Raw genomic sequence first — 25,803 nt, forward strand, 5'->3', positions numbered from 1 at the left:
AAATAAGCGCTAGCAGCCAATCTCCTTGAAATTCTTGCCCCTCCAAGGCCCCCGCTCTTCCACTGCCTTGGAAATTTGTTGCAGCCCGCACAAATAATTTTGATGGCCCACCCGCAGGCAAGTGCCTACCATTCGGCGCAGTCCTGTCTGCCCCCCTGTGCAACCCCTTTCTGGAGTGTCCGCGTGCCCGATCTGTCCAAAATCACCTGCATTGAAGACCTGCGTGTCATTGCCCAGCGCCGTGTGCCGCGCATGTTTTATGACTACGCCGATTCGGGTTCGTACACCGAGGGCACCTACCGCGCCAACGAAAGCGACTTTCAGCGCATCAAGCTGCGCCAGCGCGTGGCCGTGAACATGGAGGGCCGCAGCACCCGCACCACCATGGTCGGCCAGGACGTGGCCATGCCCGTGGCCATTGCGCCCACGGGTCTCACCGGCATGCAGCATGCCGACGGCGAGATCCTGGGTGCCAAGGCTGCCAAGGCCTTCGGCATCCCGTTCACGCTCTCGACCATGAGCATCTGCTCCATCGAAGACGTGGCCCAGCACACGGGCAACCACCCGTTCTGGTTCCAGGTGTACGTGATGCGTGACCGTGACTTCATCGAGCGCCTGATCGACCGCGCCAAGGCCGCCAACTGCTCGGCGCTGCAGCTCACGCTGGACCTGCAGATCCTGGGCCAGCGCCACAAGGACATCAAGAACGGCCTCTCGGCCCCGCCCCGCCCCACCATCGCCAACCTCATCAACCTGGCCACCAAGCCCCGCTGGTGCCTCGGCATGCTGGGCACCCCGCGCCGCTCATTTGGCAACATCGTGGGCCATGCCAAGGGCGTGGGCGATTTGTCGTCGCTCTCGTCGTGGACGGCCGAACAGTTCGATCCGCAGCTCAACTGGGGCGACGTGGAGTGGATCAAGAAGCGCTGGGGCGGCAAGCTGATCTTGAAGGGCATCATGGACGCCGAAGACGCGCGCCTGGCCGTCAACAGCGGCGCCGATGCGCTCATCGTCAGCAACCACGGCGGCCGCCAACTCGATGGCGCCCCATCCTCCATCGCCGCGCTGCCTGCCATTGCCGCTGCGGCGGGCAAGGACATCGAGGTGTGGATGGACGGCGGCATCCGCAGCGGGCAGGACGTGCTCAAGGCCCGCGCCCTGGGCGCGCAGGGCACGCTGATCGGCCGCAGCTTCCTGTATGGCCTGGGGGCCTTTGGTGAGGCAGGCGTGACCCGCGCGCTGCAGATCATCCAGAAAGAGCTGGACATCACCATGGCGTTCTGCGGCCACACCAACATCAACACGGTGGACCGCTCCATTCTGTTGCCAGGCACCTATCCGACCTGAGTCTTGCCGACTCGCCCTTGCAAAGGCCGCGCTGCGGCCTTTGTTGTTTCTGGCTTACCGGTGAATCCATCCTCCCTTTTGTGGCGTATTCAGCTACAGCAAAGCCCCGCAAGTCCTTGAAACCCGATCCATCCCAGAGAATGGGCGCATGAGCACCCCCCAACCAGACCGTGAACTGATGGAACTCCTCGACCGCATCGCCGCGCAGGAAGACTCTGCGCTCAAAAGGCTGTACGAGCGCACCTCGTCGCCGCTTTTTGGCCTGGCCTTGCGCATTGTGCGAAACCGCGATGTGGCCGAGGACGTGCTGCAGGAGGCCTTCCTGAGCATCTGGCGCGGCGCCGGCAACTACCGCGCATCACTCAGCCCGCCCATGGCGTGGATGGGGCTTATCGTACGCAGCCGGGCGCTGGATGCGCTGCGCAAGCGCAGCAGCGACCGGGCCGACCTGATGAACGAGCTGGACGACGAGCTGGCCCAGACGCTGGAGGGCGATTCGCCCAACCCCATGGACACGGCCGATGCCAGCGAGCAGTCGTTTGCGCTGCACCACTGCCTGGGCAAGCTCGACCACAAACAACGCGAGGTGGTCAGCCTGGCCTATCTGCGTGACCAGAGTCACGGCGAACTGGCCGAGCAGCTCAAGTTGCCGCTGGGCACCGTGAAGACCTGGATCCGCCGGGGGCTGGAGCAACTGCGCACCTGCATGGCGCGTTACGCCTGAGCACGGAAGGTCCACCATGAACATCACCCAACACCCCGACCTGCTCGACCGCCTGGCCGCCAGCTATGCCCTGGGCACGCTGCGCGGCGGCGCCCGCCGCCGCTTTGAAACACTGGCACGCGAACACGCCACCGTGCGCGCCGCCGCCCTGGTGTGGCAGACCCGCTGGTCGGGCCTGACCGAGCTGCAACCTGCCATCGACCCCGCCCCCGCCGTGTGGACCCGCATCGACAACCTCGTGCAGGCCGACAAGGCTGCGGCGGCCATGCAGGCTGCGCGTGTGCCCCCGGCTGCTGCGGCCCCCGGTGGCTGGTGGCGCAACCTGCTGGTGTGGCGCGGTGCTGCCGCTGCGGGGGCCATCGCCACACTGGCTGCCGTGGTGGTCGGCGTGCAGGTCAATGGTGGCCTGCGTGCCACCACCGGCGCGCAGATTGCCACGCTGCAGCAGCAACTGCAGGCCACACCCCAGATCCAGTACGTGGCCGTGCTGGCCGACGACAAGGCGGACGCGTCGATGCTGGTCACCTTCGACCCCAAGAACAACCAGCTGGTGCTGCAGCGCGTGGGCGGCTTTCAGGAGGGGGCGGACAAGTCGCTGCAACTGTGGGCGCTGCCACCCGGCCAAGGCCCACGCTCGCTCGGTGTGCTGGGGCATGACAAGCTGCTCAAGCTGGTGGCCCAGGAAGGTGATGTGAAGGAAGTGCCCACACTGGCCATCAGCCTGGAGCCGCTGGGCGGCGTACCCAGCGCCACAGGCCCGACCGGGCCGGTGCTGTTCAAGGGTGCACTGATCCGCAAGGCCACCTGAACGGCACGCAGCGGGCTGCCGCGTGGGATTGCCGCGTGGGGCGGCGGGACGCCTTCCACAAAGAATCGTCGCAGCCGCTGAATCCAGAGGGTTCTCTTCGCCGTATAGGTGGTGGGGTGCTTGGCACCTCTCTATCCACCTACGAGGAGATCTCCATGCCATTGAGAAGAATCAGTCTGGCCGTGCTGGCTGCCCTGGCGGCCTGCGCAGCGGGCGTCAGCCTGGCGTCCAGCCACCGCGAAGCACCGTTCATCACGACCCAGCCCAAGGTTGACGGCGCCGATTTCTACCTGTTCAACAGCTACGAACCGGGCCGCGCGGGCTTTGTCACCATGATCGCCAACTACCTGCCGCTGCAGGATGCCTATGGCGGCCCCAACTACTTCAGCCTGGACCCGAATGCGCTGTATGAGATCCACATCGACAACAACGGCGACGCGGCGGAGGACATCACCTTCCAGTTCCGCTTCAAAAACACGCTGAACAACGGTGGCAACGGCATCACCCTCGACATCGGCCCTGACGGTGCCCGCAAGAAGGTAGCGATCCCGCTGCGCAACGCCGGGGGCATCAGCGGCGCGGCGGCCGACCCGCTGGCCTACCGCGAAGAGTACGAGATGTTCATCGTGCGCGGTGACCGCCGCACCGGCAAGCGCGAGCAGATCAGCATGGCTGGCGGGGGCACCACCTTCACCAAGCCCATCGATTACATCGGAGAAAAATCCCTGGGCAATGCCGCTGCCTACGACGCCTATGCCGGCAAATATGTGTATGGCATCAACATCCCCGGCTGCTCCACGCCCGGCAAGGTGTTTGTGGGCCAGCGGCAGGACCCGTTCCCTGTGTCGCTGGGCACCATCTTTGACCTGGTGAATGCGCCCGCTGCGGTCATCACCAGCGAGTCGAATGCAGCGGCTTTTGGTGCCGGCCAGATTGCCGACAAGAACGTGACCTCGCTGTCCGTGGAAGTGCCCACCAGTTGCCTCACGGCTGCATCGGGCGAGAAGGTCATTGGCGGCTGGACCACTGCCAGCCTGCGCCAGGCCCGCCTGCTCAACGGCAAGCCGGACTCGGGCCTGCAGGCCAGCGAGAAGGCCGGTGGCGCATGGACGCAGGTCTCGCGCCTGGGCATGCCGCTGGTCAATGAGGTGGTGATCGGCCTGAAGGACAAGGACAAGTTCAACGCGTCCAAGCCCAAGGACGATGCCGCCAACTTTGCGGACTATGTGACACACCCCACGCTGCCCGCGCTGGTCGAGACGCTGTTTGGCGCCAAGGCCCCCACCAACTTCCCGCGCACGGATTTGATGACGGCGTTCCTCACGGGCCTGCCCACGGTGAACCGCCCCGGAAACATCACCGGCCTGGGCGCAGGCGGGCCCCTGGCCGAAATGCTGCGCCTGAACACCGGCATTGCGGCCACGCCAGTGGCTGCACAAAGCTCCCTGGGCGTGGTCGCCGGCGATGCGGCAGGCTTCCCCAACGGGCGCCGCCTGGGCGACGATGTGGTGGACGTGTCCCTGCGTGTGGCTATGGGTGCGCTGTGCACGGTGACCGGTGCCTCGGACGCACTCAAGGTGGGCTGCAAGCCCGGTGACGCCCCGGCAGGAGGCGTTGCATTTGTCGATGGCTCGCGCACGAAGGCCACCGACTACCGCACAGCCTTCCCCTACGTGAACCCACCGCTGCCCGGTGCCAAGAACTTCTGATCCGATGGAGACACACCATGCAAAAGAATTTTCGGATTCAGCACCTGGCGCTCACCTCGGTGGCGGCATTGGCCATCACCGGTTGCGGCGGGGGCGGAGGCGGTGACAACGCGGCAGACCCTGGCAATGGGGGCCCCGTGATGGTGAACGCGTTCGCGTACGTGCAGCCGATTGTGGCCAGCGGCGCATCGGACACCACCGAGCCTCAGGCGGTGGACCAGTTGGTGCTGTCCAGCACCGAGACCGAAGAGCCCGATTCGCGGCTCTGACCTTCGCGCGACGCCCCTGGCTGCGCCCTGAATGGGCGTAGCCAGGGGCCTCCGTGGGTGAGTCTGCCTCCTCCCATACCCGTTTGTTGTCACGAGCCCATGAAGAAACCTTCCCACCTTGTGTGCGCGGCCCTGCACCTGATGTTCTGGGCTGGCACTGCCGCAGCGGCCTTGCCGCAGGACTTGCCCCCCGGCCTGGATGCCGGTGTGGTCGAGCGCCTGCCTGAACGCGTGGCTGCAGCCCCCGCAACCCCCCAGGCCGCCGCCACCATCGCCCGGCGCTGGATCAGCTTGTCACGCGAGACGGCGGACCCGCGTTACCTGGGCCGGGCTCAAGCGGCCCTGGAGCGCTGGTGGGGCCAGGCCGATGCCCCCGCCGATCTGCTGGTGTTACAGGCGACCGTGGAGCAAGGGCGCCATGAATTTGCAGCGGCGCGCGCCACGCTGGAGCGTGCCTTGCAGTCCAACCCCGCGCAGGTGCAGGGCTGGCTCACGCTGGCCACGCTGGAGCGTGTGGCCGCGCGCTATGAGGCCGCCGAGGCCGCCTGTCGCAACGTGGCGCGCTATGGCGCCACGCTGTACGCCACCGCCTGCCTGCTTGAAACCCGTTCACTTCAAGGTCAGCACGATGCTGCGCGCAGCGGTCTCACCGCCCTGTGGCAGCAGGCTGCGGGGGATGCCACCCAGCGGGCCTGGATTGGGTCGCTGCTGGCCGAAAGCGAAGAGCGCGCAGGGCGCGATGATGCCGCCGACGCTGCCTACCGCCGCAGCCTGGCCGATGCCCCCGACGGCTACACCGCTCTGGCCTATGCCGACCAGCTGTTGCGCCGCAACCGTGCGAGCGCCGCGCTGGAGGTACTCAGACACCAGCCCGACAGCGATGCCGTGCTGCTGCGGCGCGCACAGGCCCTGCGGCTGATGGGGGACGCCGCGTGGCAACCCCTGGCGCGCGACCTGGAAGCGCGGTTTGCCGCCATCGTGGCGCGCGGCGAGGGGCTGGATGCCCATGCCCGTGAGCGCGCCCTGTTGGCGTTGTGGTTGCAAGGGCAACCCGCCGCCGCGTGGAAGGCGGCCCGCACGAACCTTGCCCTGCAAAAAGAGCCACACGACTGGTGGCTGGCACTGCAGACCTCTGAACAATCGGGCGACGCTGCCGCCCACCAGGCGGTGCGGCAGGCCCTCCTGCAAACCGGGCTGCAGGACGTGCGCCTGGCGCGCTGGCAACCCCGGGGAGGCCAATGATGCGCTGCGAACACTGGATAACAGCCCCCCTGAGGGCCATGGTGGCGGTCGTGTTGCTTGCCGCGGCGCTGGTGCCCAGCGCACGGGCCCACAAGGCCAGCGACGCCTACCTGCGGGTGGCGGATGCCCCGGCGCCTGAGGGCGCTGCAGGGGCAGGCGCATCGGTGGGCCTGGTGCTGTCGGTGGCGTTGAAGGATGTGGACGCCGCGCTGGAGCAGCTCGATGCCGATGGCGACCGCCAGCTCACATGGGGCGAGGTGCGGCAGTCCGTGCCCGCCATGGCCCAGTGGGTGGGCCAGGGCATGTTGTGGCAGTGCGATGGAACGGCGACGGCCCCCGCCTGGCGCTTTGAAGCACTGGAGCAGCGCACCGATGGCCGTTACGCGCGACTGGCTGCCACGCTCCCCTGTGCGCCCGCCCAGGCAGTCACCCTGCGCTACGGGCTGATGCAGGGCATCGACCCCACGCACCGTCTGCTGGTGGGCGGTGTGCTCGGCGGCCAGCCGCTGGCGGCCGTGCTGGCCCCCGATGGGCGCGCCAGCACCGACCTGCGGTCCGCAGGCAGCGGTGTCGCACCCCAAGGGGAGCCAGGTGCGCAAGGGGCTGGAGGTGCAGACGCCCAGGAGCTCGCATCCCCACGCAGTGGGGTGGCAATACTGCTGCAATTTGTGGCCGAAGGGGTGCACCACATTCTGCAAGGCTATGACCACCTGGCCTTTTTGCTGGCGCTGTTGCTGCCCATTTCGCTGGTGCGACAGCCTCTGCCTCGCAGCCCGCAACCGATGACAAAGCAGCTGCCTGCGTCCCGCAAGACTGACGCTCTGGATCCCCGTACCGGGCTGAAGGCGCTTTTGGTCACCGTCACGCTCTTTACCTTGGGCCACTCGGTCACGCTGGCACTGGCGGGCCTGGGCTGGGTGACGGTGTCGGGCAATTGGGTGGAACCTGCCATTGCGATCAGCATTGGTATCTCGGCGCTGCTGAATCTGTTCCCCGTCCGGGGCCTGCGGGGCCACTGGCTGGCGCTGGGCTTTGGCCTGATCCACGGCCTCGGCTTCTCGGGGGTGCTGGTGGAGGCAGGGATTTCAGGCAGCTCGCTGGTGTGGGCGTTGGCGGGGTTCAACCTGGGGGTCGAGGCGGGGCAGCTCCTGGTGGTGGCCCTGTGGTGTGCTGCATCCTTGGTGCTGGCGCGTTGGGCGCTTTACAGCACGGTAGTGGTGCGGGGGGGCTCGGCGGCGCTCCTGGTGTTGTCGCTGTACTGGACGGTGCAGCGGATCGCTTTTTCGGGCTGAGCCACCACGCCAGCGGCGGCGTGGTTCAAAGACCCTCGGCAGCGCTCTGGAATGTGCATCCGCTGGAGGCGCCCTGACGTACCTCCATCGGTGTAGCATTTATTTACAACCCAGGAGCGACCCCATGAAGAATCCACGCTGGCTTGCGGTGTCCGCCACGCTTGCCTTGGCCGCCACCGTGGCCCATGCCGACACCGGCAAACTGCTGCTCACAGGGGGCGTCAGCACCATCGCCGGGTCGGCCGGTGGCGGGCTCACCCCCTGGGCGGTGATCGGCAGCAACGCCACCGAAGGCGAGGTGGGCTTTTCCGGCTACGCCACGCGCGCCGCCACGCAGGACTACGGCCTCAATGGCTACGGTGTTGCGGTGGGTTTGCATGACCGGGTGGAGCTGTCGCTGGCGCGGCAGGACTTTGACGCATCACCCGCCATCGCGCTCAATGGCATTGCGCCGTTTGGCGTGACCCCCGGGCAGCACATCCAGATGGATATCGTGGGCATCAAGGTCAAGGTGGCAGGCGATGCTGTGCTGAACGCCGACAGCTGGATGCCGCAGATCGCCGTGGGGCTGGAGCACAAGCGCGTGCGCCCTGGCTCCATCGGGTCGGTGCTCGACTTTCTGGGCACCCAAACCAGCGGCACCGACGTGTATGTGAGCGCCACCAAGCTGCTGCTGGCGCAGAGCCTGCTGGTCAACGGCACGCTGCGCTCCACCAACGCCAACCAGAACGGCCTGCTGGGCTTTGGCGCTGCCGCACCCGGCAAGAACCGCCGCAGCCTGCAGCCCGAGTTCTCGGTGGCGTACCTCATCAGCAAGAACCTGGCGGTGGGCGCCGAATACCGCTTCAAACCCAACAACCTGCAGGCGCTGGGCGCCGCCGCCGGCCTGGGCGCCGCGTTGCGCGAGGACGACTGGAAAGACATCTTCATCGCCTGGGCGCCCAGCAAGAACCTGTCACTGACGCTGGCCTATGTAGACCTGGGCCGCATCGTGCCCGGCATCACCAACCACCGCCGCCAGACGGGCTACTACCTGTCGGCCCAAGTCGCTTTCTGAAGAGATTTTTCCATGACCCACCCCAAAACCCTCATTGCCCTTGCACTCGCCCTGGGCGGCCTGCTGGCCCAGCCAGCGTTGGCCCAGACCAGCGCCGCCAAGGCCACGGCCCCTGCAGGCCTCTACCAGGCCCTGGGTGAAAAGCCCGGCATCACGCGCCTGATGGACGATTTTGTGAACCGTCTGGTGGTGGACCCACGCATCGGCGGCCACTTCAAGGACACCAAACCCGCCGCGCTCAAGGAAAGCCTGACCGACCAGATCTGCCAGCTCAGCGGTGGCCCTTGCAAATATGAAGGCGCTGACATGAAATCAGCCCATGCCGACATGGACATCACCAAGGGCCAGTTCAACGCCCTGGTGGAGGTGCTGCAAAGCGCCATGGATGCCCAGGGCATACCGTTCGCACAGCAAAACCGCCTGCTGGCCTTGCTGGCGCCCATGCACCGCGATGTGATCACCATCCGCTGAGAATGTACCTATGAAAAATACTATGATTTTTGTAGCTGCTAGCGCTTTGTGGGCAAGCGCTAGCGCCGGAAATGTTCAAATCCAGGTGCTGGACCGTGACGGCAAGCCCGTGCCCGAAGCCGTGGTGGTGGTGTACCCCGGTGGCACGGGCGGCACATCGCCCAGCCTGCTGCAGGCCAACCCCACCATCGAGCAGGAAAAGATGCGCTTTGTGCCCGCCGTCACGGTGGTCGAGCCCGGTGCCACGGTGCGCTTTACCAATCAGGACCGCTGGGACCACCACGTGCGCGGTGCGGCGGCGGGCCTGGCGGCTGCGGCGGGCACAGCCAACAGCGGTTTTGAACTGCGCCTGGCGGGCAAGGCCGACGGCAAGCCTGCCAACTCCTTTGAGGTCAAGCTCGATACGCCGGGGGTGGTGCTGTTGTCATGCCACCTGCACGGCTCCATGCGCGGCCATGTGTTTGTGACGGATTCGGGCTGGACGCTGAAGACCGATGCCGATGGCATTGCACGCTTTGCGGGCGTGCCGGATGGTGCCGCGCAGGTGCGGGTGTGGCATGCCGAGCAGTTGATTGATTTGCCGCGCAAGGCACTGAACGTGGTGCCGGGACCGGTGCTGGACACCGTGCAATTGAGCGTGGTGCCGCGCGTGCGGCGGGCGCCACCGGCTGCGCCTGGAGGGCCGATGGGGGGATACAGCCAGGGGCCTGCCGGGCATCTGGAACAGGTGGCGCATCGGCATTGATGGGCCGGTGGACCAGGCTCCGACCAGCTCAGCCCAACCGATAGAAATTAGCAGTGCGATTTCGGAAATTGCTACTAATTTAATAGCTGCTTGCGCCTACTCAATAAGCGCTAGCACCAAATTTACCAACAACAATCCTCACCCCAGGCCCCGCAGCGCCGCACTCCCCGGCGCCAGCTGCTTCAGCTGCGGTCCCAATGCAGCCGCCTGCTCGCGCCGCCCCGCATGGCACAAGGCCGACACCAGCATGCCCAGCGTCTCGCCCAGCTCGGGGTGCGTGGGGGCAGTCATGTGCAAGGCGTTGAACAGCTTTTCGGCATCGCCCCATTGCTGCGCACGCGCAAAGCGGCGTGAGAGGCGGGCCATGTCGTCCGGCTGCAAACGGGCACCGGGCTTGGCCTTTTCAAAATACGTGCGGTAGCTGGCGTGTTGAAACTGCAGCGTCTGCTCGTCGTGGGCGTGCAGGCGAAAGATGCGGCGCGCGGCGCGGTGGAAGTCTTCGCCGTCGGGCCACAGCGATGCCGTTTTGAACCAGGCGCTGAGCACCGCCTGGTCTTGCGGGCGCAGCTTGGCCGCAGCGCGCCACTGGGCCAGGGCCTGTTCGAACTTCATGCCCTGCGCCAGTCGCTGGGCGTTGGCCACATGGGCGTCAAAGCCGTCGTCGGACGCGGCGTCCTGCGTCACCGGCACTTCCATCGGTTTCTTGCGCAGCAGCATGGCCAGCGCCATCAGCGATGCGCCGGTCACCAGCCCGCCCAGGTGGGCCATGTAGGCCACACCCTTTCCGCTCAGCCAGTGCTGTAGCAACTCGTTGGCAATCCACGCGGGCAACAGCAGCAACGCCGGTGCGGTCACGTAGTTGAAGTAGAAAAACAGCTGGTAGAAAAATCGCACGCGCCGCAGCCGGTACAGCACCGCGTACATGCCCATCAGGGCCGACACGGCGCCCGAAGCGCCCAGGCCGTAGCTGCCCATGCCCGCATAGGCCCAGCCTGCCAGCAGCGAGCCGCCCAGGCCACCCAGCAGGTAAAACGCCAGGTACCAGCCCCGGCCCAGTGCAAGCTCTACAGAAAAGCCGAACAGAAACAAAAACACCATGTTGCCGATGAGGTGCCCGGTGCTGCCGTGCAAGAAGGTGGCCGTGAGCCAGGTGACGGGGCGCAGCTCCGCGTCTTTTTCAAAGTTCTGCGCCCACTTGCGGGTGAAGGGGGCTGGCATCCGGGCTTCGTACTGGGTGCGCGCGGCCTTCCAGTCGGTGTACTGCGGGTCTTCGGGTGGCACAAAGCGCGGGCTTTTCAGCCGCTGCTGAAAGCCGTCTTCCTGCTCCATCCAGCGCAACAGCATGCGATGGTCGCCCGCCTTTTGCAGGGCGCGGGCCTCTTTGAGATGCTTGTCACCGGTCTCTTCCAGCCAGGCCACAAAACGCGGGACTTCGATGGCAGGCAAGGGGCTGGCCACGTAGAAGGCGGCCGCCCGGTCCTGCGCCTTTTCTTCCGAGCGCTGCGGGCCCCAGAACACGAGCATGTTCACCAGGATCAGCAGCACCGTCATCCAGGGCGGGTTGCGCCAGGTGGGCCGGTTTTCGAGGGGGATGGCGTAGAACATGGGTCAGTCTGGCAAGGGCAAAGGAGAGGGTCGCGCCACAAGGCAATGGGCCCTGCAGGATGGGCGCAAGCGTAGCAAACACCGAGAGGCTTTAGCGCACAGGCAACGGGCCATTGCCTGACGACGACGACGCCCGGATGGGGCGGCGTCCTACTCCTCGAAAAGCACGGGGGTCCAACGATGTTGGCTGGTCTTGTTTCATTACCCAGAACCCCCAGGAGCGCCCATGGCCCAAACCCCCACTTCGCGCGGCGCGGCAAAAAAATCGCCGTCTGCCCTGCCCTCTTCCACCCAGTCAGACACCTTTCGCGGCAACGCAGGCGAGCTGCAGCAGCAAGCCGGTGGCAAGCACCCGGTGCTGACCACGCAGCAGGGCATCCCGGTGGCAGACAACCAGAATTCCCTGCGCCCGTCGCCACGCGGCCCCACACTGCTCGAAGACTTCATCCTGCGCGAGAAGATCACGCACTTTGACCACGAGCGCATCCCCGAGCGCATCGTGCATGCGCGCGGCTCGGCAGCCCACGGTTTCTTTGAACTCACACATTCGCTCAAGCAATACACCACCGCCAAGGTGCTGACGGAAGTGGGCCAGCATACGCCCGTGTTCACGCGCTTTTCGACCGTGGCAGGCGGCGCGGGATCGGTGGACACACCGCGTGACGTGCGCGGCTTTGCCGTCAAGTTCTACACGCCCGAAGGCAACTGGGACCTGGTAGGCAACAACATCCCCGTGTTCTTCATCCAGGATGCGATGAAGTTCCCGGACCTGGTGCACGCGGTGAAGATGGAACCCGACCGCGCGTTCCCGCAGGCGGCCAGTGCGCACGACACCTTCTGGGACTTTGTCTCGCTGATGCCCGAAACCATGCACATGATCATGTGGGCCATGAGCGACCGCACCATTCCGCGCAGCCTGCGCATGATGGAGGGGTTTGGCGTGCACAGCTTCCGGCTCGTCAATGCTGTGGGCGACAGCACGTTCGTGAAGTTCCACTGGCGCCCCAAGCTGGGCATCCAGTCCACGGTGTGGGACGAAGCCGTCAAGCTGCAATCTGCCGACAACGACTTCCACCGGCGTGACCTGTTCGAAGCCATCGAGGCGGGCGACTTCCCGGAATGGGAGCTGTCGGTGCAGCTCTTCACCGAAGAAGACGCCGAGCGCTTCCCGTTCGACCACCTGGACCCCACCAAGCTCATCCCCGAAGAACTGGTGCCCCTGCAGCCCATAGGCCGCATGGTGCTCAATCGCTGGCCCGACAACTTCTTTGCAGAAACCGAGCAGGTGGCGTTTTGCCCCGCCAACGTGCCGCCTGGCATCGACTTCAGCAACGACCCGCTGCTGCAGGGCCGCCTGTTCTCGTACCTGGACACGCAGCTGTCGCGCCTGGGTGGGCCCAACTTTGCGCAGATCCCCATCAACGCGCCCAAGTGCCCGTTCCACAACATGCAGCGCGACGGTCACATGCAGATGCAGGTGCCCAAGGGCCGGGTCAATTACGAACCCAGCAGCCTGCAGGGTGACACGCCACGCGCCTCACTGGCACAAGGCTTCCGCCACTTCGCTCAGGCCGACGACGGCGATGGCCGAGGAAAAGGCCGTATCCGCCCCGAGAGTTTTGCCGACCACTACAGCCAGGCGCGCATGTTCTTTCGCAGCCAGAGCCCGCTGGAGCAGGCCCACATGGCGTCGGCCTTGGTATTCGAGCTGTCCAAGGTAGCCACCGTGCATGTGCGTGAAGCCGTGGTGGGCCACCTGCAGCATGTCGACCCCGACCTCGCCCAGCGTGTAGCCGACGGCCTGGGCATGCAGGCGCTGCCACCCGCCCCGACTGCCGCCGAGCCGGTGCAGGACCTGGCCCCGTCACCCGCGCTGCGCATCATCGACCGCATGAAGCCCACGCTGCAAGGGCGCTGTATCGGCATCCTGGTGGCAGATGGCTCCAACGGCAACACGGTGGCCAACCTGCGCAAGGCGCTGGAGAAGGTGGGCGCCACCGTCAAGATCGTGTCGCCCAAGGTGGGCGGAGCCGTGCTGAAAGACGGCACGCTGTTGCCCGCCGACGGACAGCTGCAAGGCACGCCATCGGTTGTGTTTGACGCTGTGGCCTCCATCCTGTCGCCCGACATGGGCGCACTGCTGGCCAAAGAGGCCGCCGCCGTGGACTGGTTCCGCGACGCGTTCGGCCACCTCAAGGCGATTGCCGCCTGCAAGGGCACCCAGGCGATCCTGCAAGCCGGTGGCATCGAGCCCGACGCGGGCGTGGTGGACCCCGCCGACGCGCAGGGCTTCATCGCCGCCGCACAGACCCGCCAGTGGGAGCGCGAACCCAAGGTCCGCACCCTCGCATGACGCATCCATCCCGTTCCCAACCCCACCACCCAAGGAGAAACCATGCCCAAAGCCCACTATGACAGCCACCAGCTTGATGATCTTGTGCTCCAGATGATGGAAACCGAACTCGGTGGCGAGCAGGTGTACCGCACCGCGCTCACCTGTGCCGTGAACCCAGATCTCAAGAAGGAATGGGAAAGCTATCTGGAAGAAACCTTGACCCACCAGGATGTGGTGCGCAGCCTGTGCGACACCCTGGGGCTTGACCCCGATGCGCAGTCACCCAGCCGGGCGGTGGTCAAACACATCGGCGAATCCCTGGTCAAGGCCATGCAGCTGGCCAAACAGGGGGGCAACCCCGCCGCCGCCCAGTTGGTGGCCTGTGAATGTGTGGTGCACGCCGAGACGAAAGACCACGCCAATTGGGAGCTGCTGGGCAAGGTGGCCGAGGTGGCCACGGGCGACGTGGGCCAGACGTTGAAATCGGCCCACAAGGCGGTGGAGAAAGACGAGGACCACCACCTGTACCACACCAAGGGCTGGTGCCGCGAACTGGCCCTGGAGGCGCTGGGCCTGCCAGCCGTGCTGCCCCCGCCCGAGGAGGTCAAGAACGTGGAGACCGCCATTGGCGCATCACGCGCCGAGCAACAGCGCGAAACCATGCTCTGACCACAGCGATGCCGCAAGGCGGTGGTGCGCCGCCCGACATCCGCTATTAAAAATATAGCTGCTTGCGCTTTACTGATAAGCGCTGGTGGCTATTTTTCTTTGGAACTTGCCCCCATATTCCTAGTTCCTGTTTGCCTCAACGGATCGTGGCTGGGGGCGCCGACGCCAGTTGGCCCAGTGCAACCACCCCCACCGGCGGCGTGGCCAGCCAGGGCAGCACATAAGTGCGCTGCGCCAGGCCGTTGGCAATGCGCGCGGCCTGATGTTGCTCGCCCACCAGGCGGGCCTGCAGCAGCGGGTCGCTGGTGCCCGTGGCCGCCACGCTTTTGTTGATGACCCAGGCCCAGGGCTCGATGTGGGCGCGGCGCAGGTCGTCCTGCAGCGCTGCCGCCTGGCTCACGGGGGTGACTTCGGGCAGCGTGACGATGACCACATGGGTCATGTCAGCGTCCTGCAGGCGCATGAGCGGGGTGATGATGTGTTTGGAGTTTGCGCTGCCTTCGTACTGCTGCGTCATCTGCCGGTGGTAGGCGCCGGTGGCGTCCATCAGCAGCAGGCTGTGGCCGGTGGGCGCCGTGTCCAGCACCACAAAGGCGCTGCGCGCTTCGTTGACCACGCGGCTGAAGGCATGGAACACGGCCACCTCTTCGGTGCATGGCGATTGCAGGTCTTCCAGCAGCAGGGCGCGGCCCGCGTCGTCCAGGGCCTTGCCGCGCGTGGCCATGATCTTGTCGATGTAGGCCTGTGTCTCTGCGTGCGGGTCGATGCGGCCCACTTTCAGGCCGGGCAGGCTGCCGTCGAGCTGGGCTTGCACATGGGCTGCCGGGTCGGTGGTGGTGAGGTGGACGCTGTGCCCGCGCTGCACCAGGCCCACGGCCAGCGCGGCAGCGATGGTGGTCTTGCCCACGCCGCCCTTGCCCATCACCATGATGAGGCCGTGGCCCTTGGCGGCCAGTGCATCGGCCAGGGACGAGAGGGGTTCGGCCTGCAACGACGCGCCGACAACGGCAGAGGGCGCGCTCAATGGCACCGCGCCACCCGCCAGCAAGGCCCGCAGCGCAGGCAAACCCACGGTGTCGAAGGCGCGCAGCGGCACCTCGTCGCGGGGCAGGTGCGCCAGCGCATCGGGCATCTGGTCCATGGCCTGACGGCCCAGGGCCTCGATGGCATCGGCCACGGCGTCGTGCCCGGGCTGGCTGGCATGGAAGACGCCGTTGATGGCCAGGCGCTGGTTGGCCAGGCCCAGGGCGCGCAGCTCCAGCGCGGTGCGCGCAGCCTCCTGCATGGGGCGGGGGTCGGGGCGGGTGACCAGCACCATGGTGGTCAGGGCTGGGTCGCTCAGCGCGGCCAGGGCGGCGTTGAAGCGCGCCTCCTGCATCTTCAGGCCCGAGTGCGGCCCCAGGCACGATGCGCCCCGGTCATTGCCCGCCAGGAATCCGGTCCAGGCCTTGGGCAAGCTCAGCAGGCGCAGCGTGTGGCCGGTGGGGGCCGTGTCGAACACCACATGGTCGAACACGTGGCCGATGGCGCTGCCCTCGCTGGCCAGCAGCGCTGCAAATTCGTCGAACGCAGCGATCTCGGTGGTGCAGGCGCCAGAGAGTTGTTCGCGCACGGTGGAGCGCTCGTCCGCCGTCGCTGTGGATTCCAGCTGCGCCAGCACCCGCTGGCGATAAGCCTCAGCGGCTGTATCAGGGTCGATGTTGAGCATGTGCAGCCCCGGCACGCCGGGCACGGCCACCGGCTGGTTGGACAGCGGCACGCCCAGCATTTCATCGAGGTTGGAGGCCGCATCAGTGCTGACCAGCAGCACCTGTCGGCCCGCGTCTGCCAGGGCAATGGCGGCTGCGGTAGACAAAGAGGTCTTGCCCACGCCGCCCTTGCCCGTAAAAAACAGAAAACGCGTGGGCTGGGCGAGCAGGCCCAGGGTGACGGTGGCGGCGTGGGGGGAGGTCATTCTACCAGAATGGCACAACAGGCGGGCTCAGGCTTGAGGCAGGTCAAGCTTTCTTGGAGCTTCGCCAAGTGCGTACGCCCCCAACACGGCACAGCCGACGCAGCGCGCCAAACGGTCTTTCATTTTTTGGTGCCCATCCCACCCTCCCACCGCGCCTGCCCCGGCGTCATCCCATAGTGCTGCCGGAACGCCCGGCTCAGCGCCGATGCTTCAGAAAAACCGCACGCATGCGCAATGGCCGTGATGCTCAGGCCCGCGTTGCGCGGCGCTTGCAACAAGGCCCGGGCGGCCTCCAGACGCGCATGGCGCACGGCGTCCTGGTAGCTGGTGCCCTGGGCAGCCAGCAGGCGCTGCAGGTGCCGGGCTGAGATGCCCTGGCGGGCGGCCAGCCATTCCAGGCTGAGCCGGCTGGTGCTCAGGTGGGCGGCAATGTCAGCCCGCACGGCCTGCAGTCGGGCCGCCGCCAGGCTGTGCTGCTCGGCCCAGGCGGCAAAGTCGGGTGACTGGCCCACCGCCACCGCCAGCATTTCCTGCAGCTGGCGGGCGGCCAATCGTTGGCTGGCAGCGCCCTGCAGGGGGTCGGACTCCAGCAACCGGCCAAAGCGCTGCAGCAGCTGCAACATCGGCGTGCCTTGGCGTAGGGCCAGCACCGGCGCACTGGACAGGCGCGGCAGCATGCGCGCCATGTCGCGGTGCGGTACACGCAGCGCCCAGGACTCCCCCGCTTCCTCCAGCACGATCTGCAGGGGCCGCGCCTGCGACAGCAGCACGGCATCGCCAGGCTGAATGCGCAGCGCGCTCTGCCCCGGCTGTTCGATGGTCATGGGGGCGGAGGGCATGACGAGCATCAGGTCGTCCTGCCCGTCCTTGCACAGCGCTGCCGTGCGGGTAGTGCGCACGGGGCTGGCCTGCGAGCTGCCCCAGCTGGCGCCCGGCACCATGCGCAGCGCAGCACGGTAGTGCAGGGGCTTGTCGGGGTGCAGAGGTGCCAGGTCCACCCGCATCATTGCGGCCAGGTACTCGCGCATGGTGTGCAGTTGGCTGTCCCCTGGCAACGCGCTCAGGCTCAGCGCCGCAGTGGGCGCGGCATCCACCGCAGGCGCGGCTTGGGTGGTGGGGGCCGATACGGGTGCCTTCACGCGCTGCTCCTTTTTCCCTCGTTGTTGTGCTCAGAAAAGAGTGTTGCAGATTGCGGACCAAGTCGCGTGGGGTCAATGGCAGGTCGTGCAGCGTCAAGACAACAGCCGGGGCTTTCCCAAGAATCACAGACGGAGGGCACCCTGCGCGCCGCGTTCGCGGCAGAGCCGCCATTCGCTATCAAAAATGAAGCATCTAGCGCAATACCCATAAGCGCTAGAGCCCAAAAAAACACTAAAAACCTCAAACAGCCACCATGCCGCACAACCCGCCTTTCCCCACAGCACCGCTGCGCCCCCTTGCCATGGCCCTGGCCGGACTGCTGTTGTCCAGCGCCTCCTGGGCAGCCACTTTTGTGGTCAATGATCTTGGCGATGCCCCACTGGGCGGCGCCATGTGCACCGGCGTGCCCAACCCCTGCACCCTGCGCGCCGCCATCCAGGCCGCCAATGCCAACGCGGATGCCGACACCATCCAGTTCGATTTCAGCGGTGGGCAGGTCACGATTTCGCCGACCTCAGCACTGCCTCCCATCGTCAATCCGGTGACCATCGACGGCTATGCCCTGGGCGCAGGCAACCCGAACACGCTGGCTGTGGGCCACGATGCTTACATCAGCATCCGTATTGATGGTCAGAACGCCAATGCCCTAGTGGGATTGCAGTTCCTACCCCCCTCCGGCGGGTCGGCGCTGCGCGGCGTGGCCATCACGCGCTTCAACGGAGCTGGCGTGATGGTCTCAGGGGCCAGCAACGTGGGCGTACAAGGCAATTTCATCGGCACCGACGGCATCGACACCACGGGCACGCTCGCCAACGGCGGCGAGGCCGTCCTCATTGAAATGGGCACCACCCTCACCTCTGTAGGTGGCCCATCCATTGGCGACCGCAACCTGTTGGTGAGTGACGAGGACAGCCCAGCCGTCCGCCTGCTCGGCAGCGGCACCGAGGGCAACCGCATCACCGACAACCTTATCGGCACCAACCGAGCGGGTGCCCTGCGCATCGCCACGGCGCGGGGCGTAGAAATCAGTCACGCCAATGGAAACTTCATCCACGGCAACATCATCGGTGCCAGCCAAACCGGTATCTTCCTCTATGGCGACAACGCCGGTCATGACAACCAAATCACCGCCAACCGTATCGGCGTGGGCACGGCTGGCGAGCCCATCGGCGGCGGGGGCGATGGCATTCACATATTGGATGGTATAGGCGCGAGCGCCCTGGGCCCGCAGCGCACGCGCATCGGCGGTACGAACGGGGCCGAAGGCAACACCATTGCCCACTGGGGCGGCAACGGCATCCGTGTGCAACGCCAGCGCTCCAGTACCAGCCTAGACCAACATGCCATATTGGGCAACAGCATCCACAGCAATGATGCGCTGGGCATCGAACTGGTCGCACCCAGCGCTGGCAGCGGTCCGGGCAACGCGCCAGCGGGCGTGAACAGCGCGATCCCCGCGCCCGCCATCACCAACACCGCCCTTGCAGGGGGCAGCCTGCAAGTGGAATACCGACTGGATGGCGCCGCGCCGAACACGCTTTATCGGTTTGAGGCGTTCGCCAACACCGCCTGCGATACAAGTGGGTGGGGCGAAGGCCAGCGCTACCTGGGAGCCGGCACGCTCGCCACCAATGCGGCGGGCGTGGCAAGCGGCAGCGCAGTTTGGGGAGGGATAGCAACGGGCGAGTTCCTGACCCTGACGGCAACACGCGACGGCGGCGGCGGCGCGGCTGGTCTGGCGGAAACGTCGGAGTTTTCGCAGTGCTTCCCAGTAGCGGCAGGCCCTGGCGGCGGCGGTTCCGTCACCGCCGTACCCACATTGGGTCATCTGGGCCTGATCCTGCTGAGTGCGCTGCTGGGCGCCATGGGCCTGCGCGCACGGCGCAGAGGCTGAAGCGGAAAACGCAAAAACACAGCCCGGTGCCGTTGAAAGTCCTCGCCCGCATCTGTCGAACGGCACCCCATACGCCATAAAAAAATGAAACATCTAGCGCAGCACCTCCAAGCGCTGGAGCCAAAACAACAAGAACAAACGCAAATACCATGACGCACACCCTGCATAACTTTCCTGCGAGGCTGCACCCCGTCGCCCTGGCTTTGGCCGGGCTGCTGCTGAGCGGCACCACATGGGCAGCCACCTTTGTCGTTACAGACGCGGGAGACGCCCCCGACGTTGTTCCCGGCGACGGCTTGTGCGCCCACAGCGGAGCCGCGTGCTCCCTGCGCGCAGCCATCCAGGAGGCCAATACCCTGGGAGGTGCTCACACCATCCACTTCGCCATTGCCACAGGTGGCCCAGGTGTTGCAGCCCTTATTGCGCCCACCACTCCACTTCCTGCAGTCCGCACGCCCATCACCATCGACGGCTATACCCAGCCAGGCTCCAGCGCAAACACCGCCGCAGTGGGCAACAACGCTGTCATCAACGTCCGCATCGACGGGAAAAACATCGGCGTGAGTGCCAGCGGGCTCGTTTTTTATCCAGGATCGTCCAATTCGGCGCTGCGTGGCGTCGCTATCACAGGGTTTAACACACACGGCGTCTTCCTACTGGGTGACACCGGTCCTGTCGGCTCTAGTACCAACGGCGTGACCATCGCAGGCAACTTCATCGGTACTGACGGGTCGGGCGCGGGCGACGACACCAATGGGTTGTTGGCGAACGGAATGAGCGGCATACGCATTGCAAACTACGCCCACGAGAACATCGTGGGTGGTGCAACGTCGGCTGACCGCAATCTGATTATTACGAGCAGCAGCGGCGCAGGCATCAGCATCGACGGCGTATACAACACCCAGATCCGCAACAACTACATCGGCACCGATCGTAGTGGCAGCAGCCGCCGCAATACCCTGGTCGGTGTGGATATTGCGGGCCCCTACACCATCATCTCCAACAACGTCGTCGGCGCCCTAGGAACAGGTATCTCCATCCATGGCGGTGGCGTCGGCCTGGTCATGCAAGGCAACCTGATTGGCGTGGGCACTACGGGCACTTCCATCGCAGATGCCGCGTCCAGTCACGGCATCTACATCCGCAGCATCGACACGACCCCGCTCCGGAACAACCACATTGGCGGAACCAACACAGGCGAGGGCAACACCATAGCCAACTGGGGCGGCAACGGCGTGCACATAGAGCGCAGCAGCACCACAGCAGCGCAGCCGCGCTACCAGAGCATCCTGGGCAACAGCATCCATAGCAATGGCGGTCTGGGCATTGAACTGATCGACACCGCCACCGGCCAGGGCACCCAACCCGGGGATGCTGCCCCACCCACCGTCAACGGCGGCCTGCGCTACCCGGTCATCACCGGGGTCACCAGCAACGCTGCGGGCACATTGGTTAGCTACGGGTACTCCGGTGCCTTCAATGCGCGCTACCGGATCGAAGTTTTTTCCAATGCAGCCTGCGACCCTTCTTCCTATGGCGAAGGGCAAACCTTTCTGGGCAGCGCAGACATCATGACCGGAGGGGTCATGTACACGGGCGATGTCCTGCTACCAGCCGTGCCAGCAGGCAGCCACCTGACGATGACGGCCACACGCGATTTCAATGATGCTGATGGTTCCCTGGAAACCTCGGAGTTCTCGCGGTGCTTCGAAGTGCCAGCAGGACCGGGCGACGGTGGCCCTGGCAATGGGGGCGCAGTCACACCTGTGCCTACGTTGGGCCACTGGGGCCTGGTGTTGCTGAGTGCGCTGCTGGGCGCCATGGGCCTGCGCGCGCGGCGGCATTCGCGCTGACGAGCGCGGGCGCCGCGGGCCATGGCCTCAATGGCTGTGCGCCGCCCCGCTCACCAGCGTCACGATCACCATGCCCGCAATCAGCCAGGCGATCTGCGCAAAGGTTTCGCGCGCTGTCAGGCGCTTTTGCAGCTGGGGAATCAGGTCGGCCAGCGCCACATACACAAAGCTGCTCGATGCCACGGCCAGGAAGTAGGGCAAGAAGTCTTGCAGCTGCCCCACCAGGAAGTAGCCCACCACGCCGCCCAGCGCCGTCACGGCGCCCGCCAGCGACACCTTGACCAACGCCATGCGGCGGTTGGGGCTGGTCTGGCGCAGCACCACCAGGTCGCCCATGTGGTGCGGCACCTCGTGCGCCAACACTGACACGGCGGCGATCACGCCCAGGCGGATGTCGGCCATGAAGGCTGAGGCGATCAGGATGCCGTCGCCAAAACAATGCACGCTGTCGCCCGTGAGCACCGCCCATCCGCCAGAGCGCGGGCCGTGGTGATGGTGGTGCGCATGGCCGTGGTCATGGGCGTGATCGTGGTCTGCATGGACGTGGCCTTGGGTGGAGGGCTGTGCGTGGCTGTGCTCATGCCCGTGGTGCCACAGCTCGGCCTTGTCCAGCAAAAAGAAAAACACCACGCCCACCAGCAAGGTGGCAAACAGGTCGTGGGCGCCCGCCTGGCTCTCGAACGCCTCGGGCAGCAGGTGCATGAAGGCCGTGGCCAGCAAGGCGCCCGCCGCCAGGCTCAGCAGGTGCTGGGGGCCCACGCTGTCGGTGCGCCCGCCCAGGCCCAGCCGCATCAGCAGTGCGGCCAGCCACACGCTGCCAATGCCCGCAGCCAGCGTGGCCAAGATGATTGCTACTAAAGTCATAGCTTCTTACGCTTTATAGATAAGCCACAGAGCTTATTTTCGTTCAAATCCCACGCCCCGGACGCGAGATTAAAAAAGCCGCCCCGGTGAGGGGGCGGCTGCGGGCGGATTGCAGGGTACCGGCTCAGAGGCTGAGAGTTTTTTGCCCGAGCCCGAAAGGTGCGTCAAAACGCAGCTGATCGAGGCGCAAAGCGCAGCCATAGCTCGGGCTATGGCGAGCATTTGCAACGACGAGCAGCGGTGCTTTGGCGCGCAAGGCGGGCATAGGCGAAAGACTCTCAGCCTCTCAGACCACGCCATGCGTCTTGAACCAGGCCAGCGCCCGCTTCCAGCCGTCTTCGGCAGGCTCCTTGCGGTAGCTCGCCCGGTAGTCGGCGTGGAAGGCATGGGGCGCGTCGGGGTACACCACAAATTCCGATGCCTTGGCCTGCGGCGAGCCACTGGCCAGGGCAGCTTTCATCTTATCAATCGTGTCAAGGGGTATTCCGGTATCTTTTTCGCCATACAGCCCCAGCACCGGGGCCTTGAGGATGGGGGCGATTTCCACAGGGTGCTTGGGCGTGAGCTCGCTGCCCTGGCCCACCAGCCTGCCGTACCAGGCCACGCCCGCTTTCACGGGGCCATGGGCTGCGTACAGCCAGGTGATGCGGCCGCCCCAGCAAAAGCCGGTGATGCCCATGCGCGCGGCATCGCCGCCGTTGGCAGTGGCCCATTGCACCGCACCGTCGAGGTCGGCCATCACCTGGGCGTCAGGCACCTTGGAGACCACTTCGGCCATGAGCTTGGCAATGTCGGTGTACTGCGACGGGTCGCCCTGGCGCGCATACAGCTGGGGCGCAATGGCCAGGTAGCCTGCCTTGGCAAAGCGGCGGCAGGTGTCGGCGATGTACTCGTGCACGCCAAAAATTTCCTGGATCACCAGCACCACGGGCAGGCCCGTTTTGCCGGCAGGTGCCGCGCGGTAGGCGGGCACCTTGAAGCCGTTGACCGTAAAACTCACCTCCCCGGCCGTCAGACCGTCGCTGGGCGTGGCGATGGCCGTCTGCGCCATGATGGGTGCGGCTGCCGCCGCATAGCCCAGGCCAAGGGCCGTCTGTAGCGCCGTGCGTCGGGTGGCGCCCGCCTCGGTGGTGCGGCCAGGCAAAAGCGCGCGTGCGTCGGAGTGGAGGTCTTCAGTGAGCATCGGTTTCTCCAGGGTGAAAGAAGAGGGAGCCAACAAGGGCGGTAACGGGCGGAAGCCGCAGTCTAGGCGGTTTGGAGCCTTGCCGCATTTGCCGGTACCGCAAACAGGGGCGCACTGCTAGACTTTCTGTGAACCTGGGACCTACCAACCATGCCCCCTGCTCCACCGCCAGCGCGCGAAGAACCTCCGGCTCTGCTGACGGCGGTCGTGTGCGGGGTCTGCGGCATGGGTGGGCTGGGGCTGCTGGCCTGGGCGCTGGCCAGCCATGTGCTTGAGGCGCCAGTGCGCGCGGCTCTGGTGGCTGCCGGGCTGGCGCTGTGGGCCATGGCCGGCCTGCACTGGCAGCTTGCACGGCGTGCGCAGCGCTGCCAGGTGGCGGCAGAGGCTGCACAGCAGGCAGCCCTGCAGGCCAGCGCACAGCTGTCGGCCACGCTCGACATCCTGCCCGACGGCCTGGCCATCTACGACGCGGACGACCGCCTGGTGCTGTGCAACACACGCTACCGCGAGGTGGCCCCGGGCATCACGATGGCGGTGGACTATGGGACACGGTTTGAAGACGTACTGCGCCGGGCCGCCGCTTCGGGCGAGATCCGGGACGCGCGGCCAGACCTGGAAACCTGGCTGGCGGGCCGCATGGAACGCCACCGATCACCGTCCGGCCCCGAAGTGCAGGAGGTGCGGGGCGACCGCTGGATGCAGCTGACCGAGCGCACGCTCGACGGCGGCGGCGTGGTGGTGCTGCGCACCGACATCACCGACACCGTGCACAAGGAACGTGCGCTGAAACAGGCGCTGGCCGACGCCGAACGCGCAGAGCGCCGCCTGCACGAGGCGGTGGACGCGATGCCCGCCGGCCTCGATATCTATGACGAGAACGACCGGCTGGTGCTGTGCAACAACTTCATGGCCAACCTGCGCCCGCACCTGCCCGTGCAGACATCGCTGGGCAAGACCTATGAAGAACTGCTGCGTGAAGGTCTCCAGCACGGCATTCCCGAAGAAGCGCGCGGCCAGGAAGAGCTGTGGCTGGCCCACGAACTGGCCCTGCGCGGCCACCGCCCTGGCCCCGAGGTGCGCCACTACCCCAATGGTGCATGGATGCACATGCACGAAAGCCGCACCCCCTCGGGCATGACCGTGGTGGTGCGGCTGGACATCAGCGACCTGATCGAGCAGCGCCAAAAGGCAGAGGTAGCCCGCCAGGAAAGCCAGCGAATGCGCCAGTTGCTGGAGCGCGCGGTGGAGGCCCTGCCCGTCAGCATCGAGATCTTTGACGAGCAGGACCGGTTGGTGCTGTTTAACCAGCAGCTCTCGCGCATGTACCCCCACATGAACTACGCAGAGCATCTGGGCAACAGCTTTGCCGACATCCTGCGGTATTCGGTGCAGCGGGGGCTGGTCCCCTCTGCCAACGGCCGCGAAGAAACCTGGATTGCCGAGCGCCTGTCAGAGCACGGCAGCCGCACGTCCAACCTGGTGCAGCGGCTGGCCGACGGGCGCTGGATCAACATTTATGAAACCCGCACCCCAGAAAACTATGTGGTGGCGGTGCGCCTGGACATCACCGACCTCATCGAGCAACGCCAGGCACTGGAAGCGGCGCAGGACGAAGCCCAGCAGGCGCGGCAACTGCTGCAGGACGCTATCGAATCGCTGCCCGAGGGGTTTGCGCTGTTCGATGCCGACGACCGGCTGGTGGTGTGCAACGCGCAGTACCGACGGCTGTACCCCATCTCGGCGCCCATGATCGCGCCCGGTAGCACGTTTGAGCAAATTGCCCGCTACGGCGTTGAGCGTGGGCAGTACATGGACGCCGTGGGCAACGAAGAGGCCTGGCTGGCCCAACGTGTGGCCGACCACCAGGCCGCCATCCAGTCCGTATTGCAGCACCTGACCGACGGCCGGTGGGTGCAGGCCGACGAACGCCGCACCCCCCAGGGCGGCATTGCCGGTGTGCGCACCGACGTGACCCAGCTGGTGCGCAAGGAGCAGGAGCTGGCCGCCGCCAACGCCAAGCTGGCGCTGCTGTCCACCACCGACGGTGTCACCGGCATCGGCAACCGGCGCCGTTTTGACGACCGGCTGGCCACGGAATGGATGCGCTGCGGCAGGCACGGCCTGCCGCTGACCGTCATCCTGATCGACATCGACCACTTCAAGCTCTACAACGACCACTACGGCCACCTGGCCGGCGACGAATGCCTGCGCCGCGTGGCCCAGCTGCTGCAAGCCACCATCCGCCGCGCAGACGAAGTGGCCGCACGCTATGGCGGCGAAGAGTTTGTGCTGCTGCTGCCCGACGTGCCGATGCCCGAGGCCGTGACCGTGGCACAGCGCTGCATGGACAGCCTGCGGGATGCCGCCCTGGCCCACCCCCGCTCCCCCACGGCGCCCATCATCACGTTCAGCATGGGCATTGCGAGTGTGGTCCCACGCCCGGAGGCCGGGTCTGACACACTGGTACAGGCGGCCGATGCAGCCCTGTACCGCGCCAAGTATGGGGGCCGCAACCGCTTTGAGGTGTTTGATCCGGGCGCATGAACAGGCACGGCGCCGCTGGCAGCAGCGGAGCCCTCAGCGTTTTTTTCGTGCGCCGATCAAAGAACCCGCACCCGCCGATGACCTTCTTTTCCTTTCAA

General features: G+C 66.1%; 20 protein-coding genes. 15 read left to right on the forward strand and 5 right to left on the reverse strand.

Annotated elements, in window-relative coordinates:
* Window positions 1–183: 183 nt before the first annotated feature.
* The 10 genes from EXV95_RS09805 (at window position 184) to EXV95_RS09850 (ending at window position 9,664) form a co-directional block, all read left to right on the forward strand.
* Window positions 184–1,347 carry an alpha-hydroxy acid oxidase gene (locus EXV95_RS09805; protein WP_176886677.1) on the forward strand — a complete coding sequence of 388 codons (1,164 nt, stop codon included), beginning with the start codon at window positions 184–186 and terminating at the stop codon, window positions 1,345–1,347.
* Window positions 1,348–1,495: 148 nt separating this feature from the next.
* Entirely contained in the window at window positions 1,496–2,071 is a 576-nt protein-coding gene (locus EXV95_RS09810) for an RNA polymerase sigma factor (protein WP_121420810.1), read from the forward strand.
* 16 nt (window positions 2,072–2,087) lie between these two features.
* Window positions 2,088–2,879, forward strand: coding sequence for an anti-sigma factor domain-containing protein (locus EXV95_RS09815; RefSeq protein ID WP_121420811.1), 792 nt, complete (start codon window positions 2,088–2,090; stop codon window positions 2,877–2,879).
* Between the two features lie 155 nt (window positions 2,880–3,034).
* Window positions 3,035–4,588 carry a DUF4331 domain-containing protein gene (locus EXV95_RS09820; RefSeq protein WP_176886678.1) on the forward strand — a complete coding sequence of 518 codons (1,554 nt, stop codon included), beginning with the start codon at window positions 3,035–3,037 and terminating at the stop codon, window positions 4,586–4,588.
* Between the two features lie 17 nt (window positions 4,589–4,605).
* Window positions 4,606–4,857, forward strand: coding sequence for a hypothetical protein (locus EXV95_RS09825; RefSeq protein WP_176886679.1), 252 nt, complete (start codon window positions 4,606–4,608; stop codon window positions 4,855–4,857).
* A 99-nt stretch (window positions 4,858–4,956) separates the two neighbouring features.
* Window positions 4,957–6,099 carry a hypothetical protein gene (locus EXV95_RS09830; RefSeq protein ID WP_176886680.1) on the forward strand — a complete coding sequence of 381 codons (1,143 nt, stop codon included), beginning with the start codon at window positions 4,957–4,959 and terminating at the stop codon, window positions 6,097–6,099.
* A 50-nt stretch (window positions 6,100–6,149) separates the two neighbouring features.
* On the forward strand, window positions 6,150–7,391 hold the full coding sequence (locus EXV95_RS09835) for a HupE/UreJ family protein (protein WP_176886681.1): 1,242 nt from the start codon (window positions 6,150–6,152) through the stop codon (window positions 7,389–7,391).
* A 124-nt stretch (window positions 7,392–7,515) separates the two neighbouring features.
* Window positions 7,516–8,448, forward strand: a complete 933-nt coding sequence (locus tag EXV95_RS09840; protein WP_176886682.1) for a DUF3034 family protein — start codon at window positions 7,516–7,518, stop codon at window positions 8,446–8,448.
* A 12-nt stretch (window positions 8,449–8,460) separates the two neighbouring features.
* Window positions 8,461–8,919 (forward strand): group 1 truncated hemoglobin, encoded by a 459-nt coding sequence (locus tag EXV95_RS09845; protein ID WP_176886683.1) that lies wholly within the window; start codon window positions 8,461–8,463, stop codon window positions 8,917–8,919.
* A 10-nt stretch (window positions 8,920–8,929) separates the two neighbouring features.
* Window positions 8,930–9,664: a plastocyanin/azurin family copper-binding protein gene (locus EXV95_RS09850; RefSeq protein WP_176886684.1), complete on the forward strand. Its 735-nt coding sequence runs from the start codon at window positions 8,930–8,932 to the stop codon at window positions 9,662–9,664.
* Between the two features lie 138 nt (window positions 9,665–9,802).
* On the opposite strand, the gene EXV95_RS09855 is transcribed toward EXV95_RS09850, so the two are convergent.
* Entirely contained in the window at window positions 9,803–11,269 is a 1,467-nt protein-coding gene (locus tag EXV95_RS09855; RefSeq protein WP_176886685.1) for a rhomboid family intramembrane serine protease, read from the reverse strand.
* Window positions 11,270–11,495: 226 nt separating this feature from the next.
* Between EXV95_RS09855 and EXV95_RS09860 the strand changes: the two genes are divergently transcribed.
* Entirely contained in the window at window positions 11,496–13,622 is a 2,127-nt protein-coding gene (locus EXV95_RS09860; RefSeq protein ID WP_176886686.1) for a catalase, read from the forward strand.
* Between the two features lie 42 nt (window positions 13,623–13,664).
* Window positions 13,665–14,273, forward strand: a complete 609-nt coding sequence (locus EXV95_RS09865) for a hypothetical protein (protein WP_176886687.1) — start codon at window positions 13,665–13,667, stop codon at window positions 14,271–14,273.
* A 136-nt stretch (window positions 14,274–14,409) separates the two neighbouring features.
* On the opposite strand, the gene arsA is transcribed toward EXV95_RS09865, so the two are convergent.
* Both arsA and EXV95_RS09875 read right to left on the reverse strand, forming a co-directional pair.
* Window positions 14,410–16,227, reverse strand: a complete 1,818-nt coding sequence (gene arsA, locus EXV95_RS09870; RefSeq protein WP_176886688.1) for an arsenical pump-driving ATPase — start codon at window positions 16,225–16,227, stop codon at window positions 14,410–14,412.
* A gap of 119 nt (window positions 16,228–16,346) precedes the next feature.
* Complete coding sequence (locus tag EXV95_RS09875) at window positions 16,347–17,366, reverse strand: helix-turn-helix domain-containing protein (protein ID WP_176886689.1); 1,020 nt, start codon at window positions 17,364–17,366, stop codon at window positions 16,347–16,349.
* 254 nt (window positions 17,367–17,620) lie between these two features.
* Here EXV95_RS09875 and EXV95_RS09880 point away from each other — a divergent pair, with 254 nt between their 5' ends.
* Together EXV95_RS09880 and EXV95_RS09885 are read left to right on the forward strand one after the other, a co-directional pair.
* Window positions 17,621–19,261 (forward strand): IPTL-CTERM sorting domain-containing protein, encoded by a 1,641-nt coding sequence (locus tag EXV95_RS09880; protein ID WP_176886690.1) that lies wholly within the window; start codon window positions 17,621–17,623, stop codon window positions 19,259–19,261.
* A gap of 149 nt (window positions 19,262–19,410) precedes the next feature.
* On the forward strand, window positions 19,411–21,114 hold the full coding sequence (locus EXV95_RS09885; protein WP_176886691.1) for an IPTL-CTERM sorting domain-containing protein: 1,704 nt from the start codon (window positions 19,411–19,413) through the stop codon (window positions 21,112–21,114).
* A 27-nt stretch (window positions 21,115–21,141) separates the two neighbouring features.
* Here the strand turns inward: EXV95_RS09885 and EXV95_RS09890 are convergent, their stop codons facing one another.
* A complete protein-coding gene (locus EXV95_RS09890) occupies window positions 21,142–21,978 on the reverse strand; it encodes a ZIP family metal transporter (protein ID WP_176886692.1) in 837 nt (278 codons plus the stop codon).
* 286 nt (window positions 21,979–22,264) lie between these two features.
* The gene (locus EXV95_RS09895) at window positions 22,265–23,161 is read right to left on the reverse strand and encodes a dienelactone hydrolase family protein (protein WP_176886693.1); all 897 of its coding nucleotides are present in this window, start codon (window positions 23,159–23,161) and stop codon (window positions 22,265–22,267) included.
* Window positions 23,162–23,311: 150 nt separating this feature from the next.
* Between EXV95_RS09895 and EXV95_RS09900 the strand changes: the two genes are divergently transcribed.
* Window positions 23,312–25,705 (forward strand): GGDEF domain-containing protein, encoded by a 2,394-nt coding sequence (locus EXV95_RS09900; RefSeq protein WP_176886694.1) that lies wholly within the window; start codon window positions 23,312–23,314, stop codon window positions 25,703–25,705.
* The last annotated feature ends 98 nt before the right edge of the window (window positions 25,706–25,803 follow it).

Origin of the sequence: Acidovorax sp. JMULE5 (assembly GCF_013376875.1) — a bacterium.
Lineage (GTDB): Bacteria > Pseudomonadota > Gammaproteobacteria > Burkholderiales > Burkholderiaceae_C > Acidovorax > Acidovorax facilis.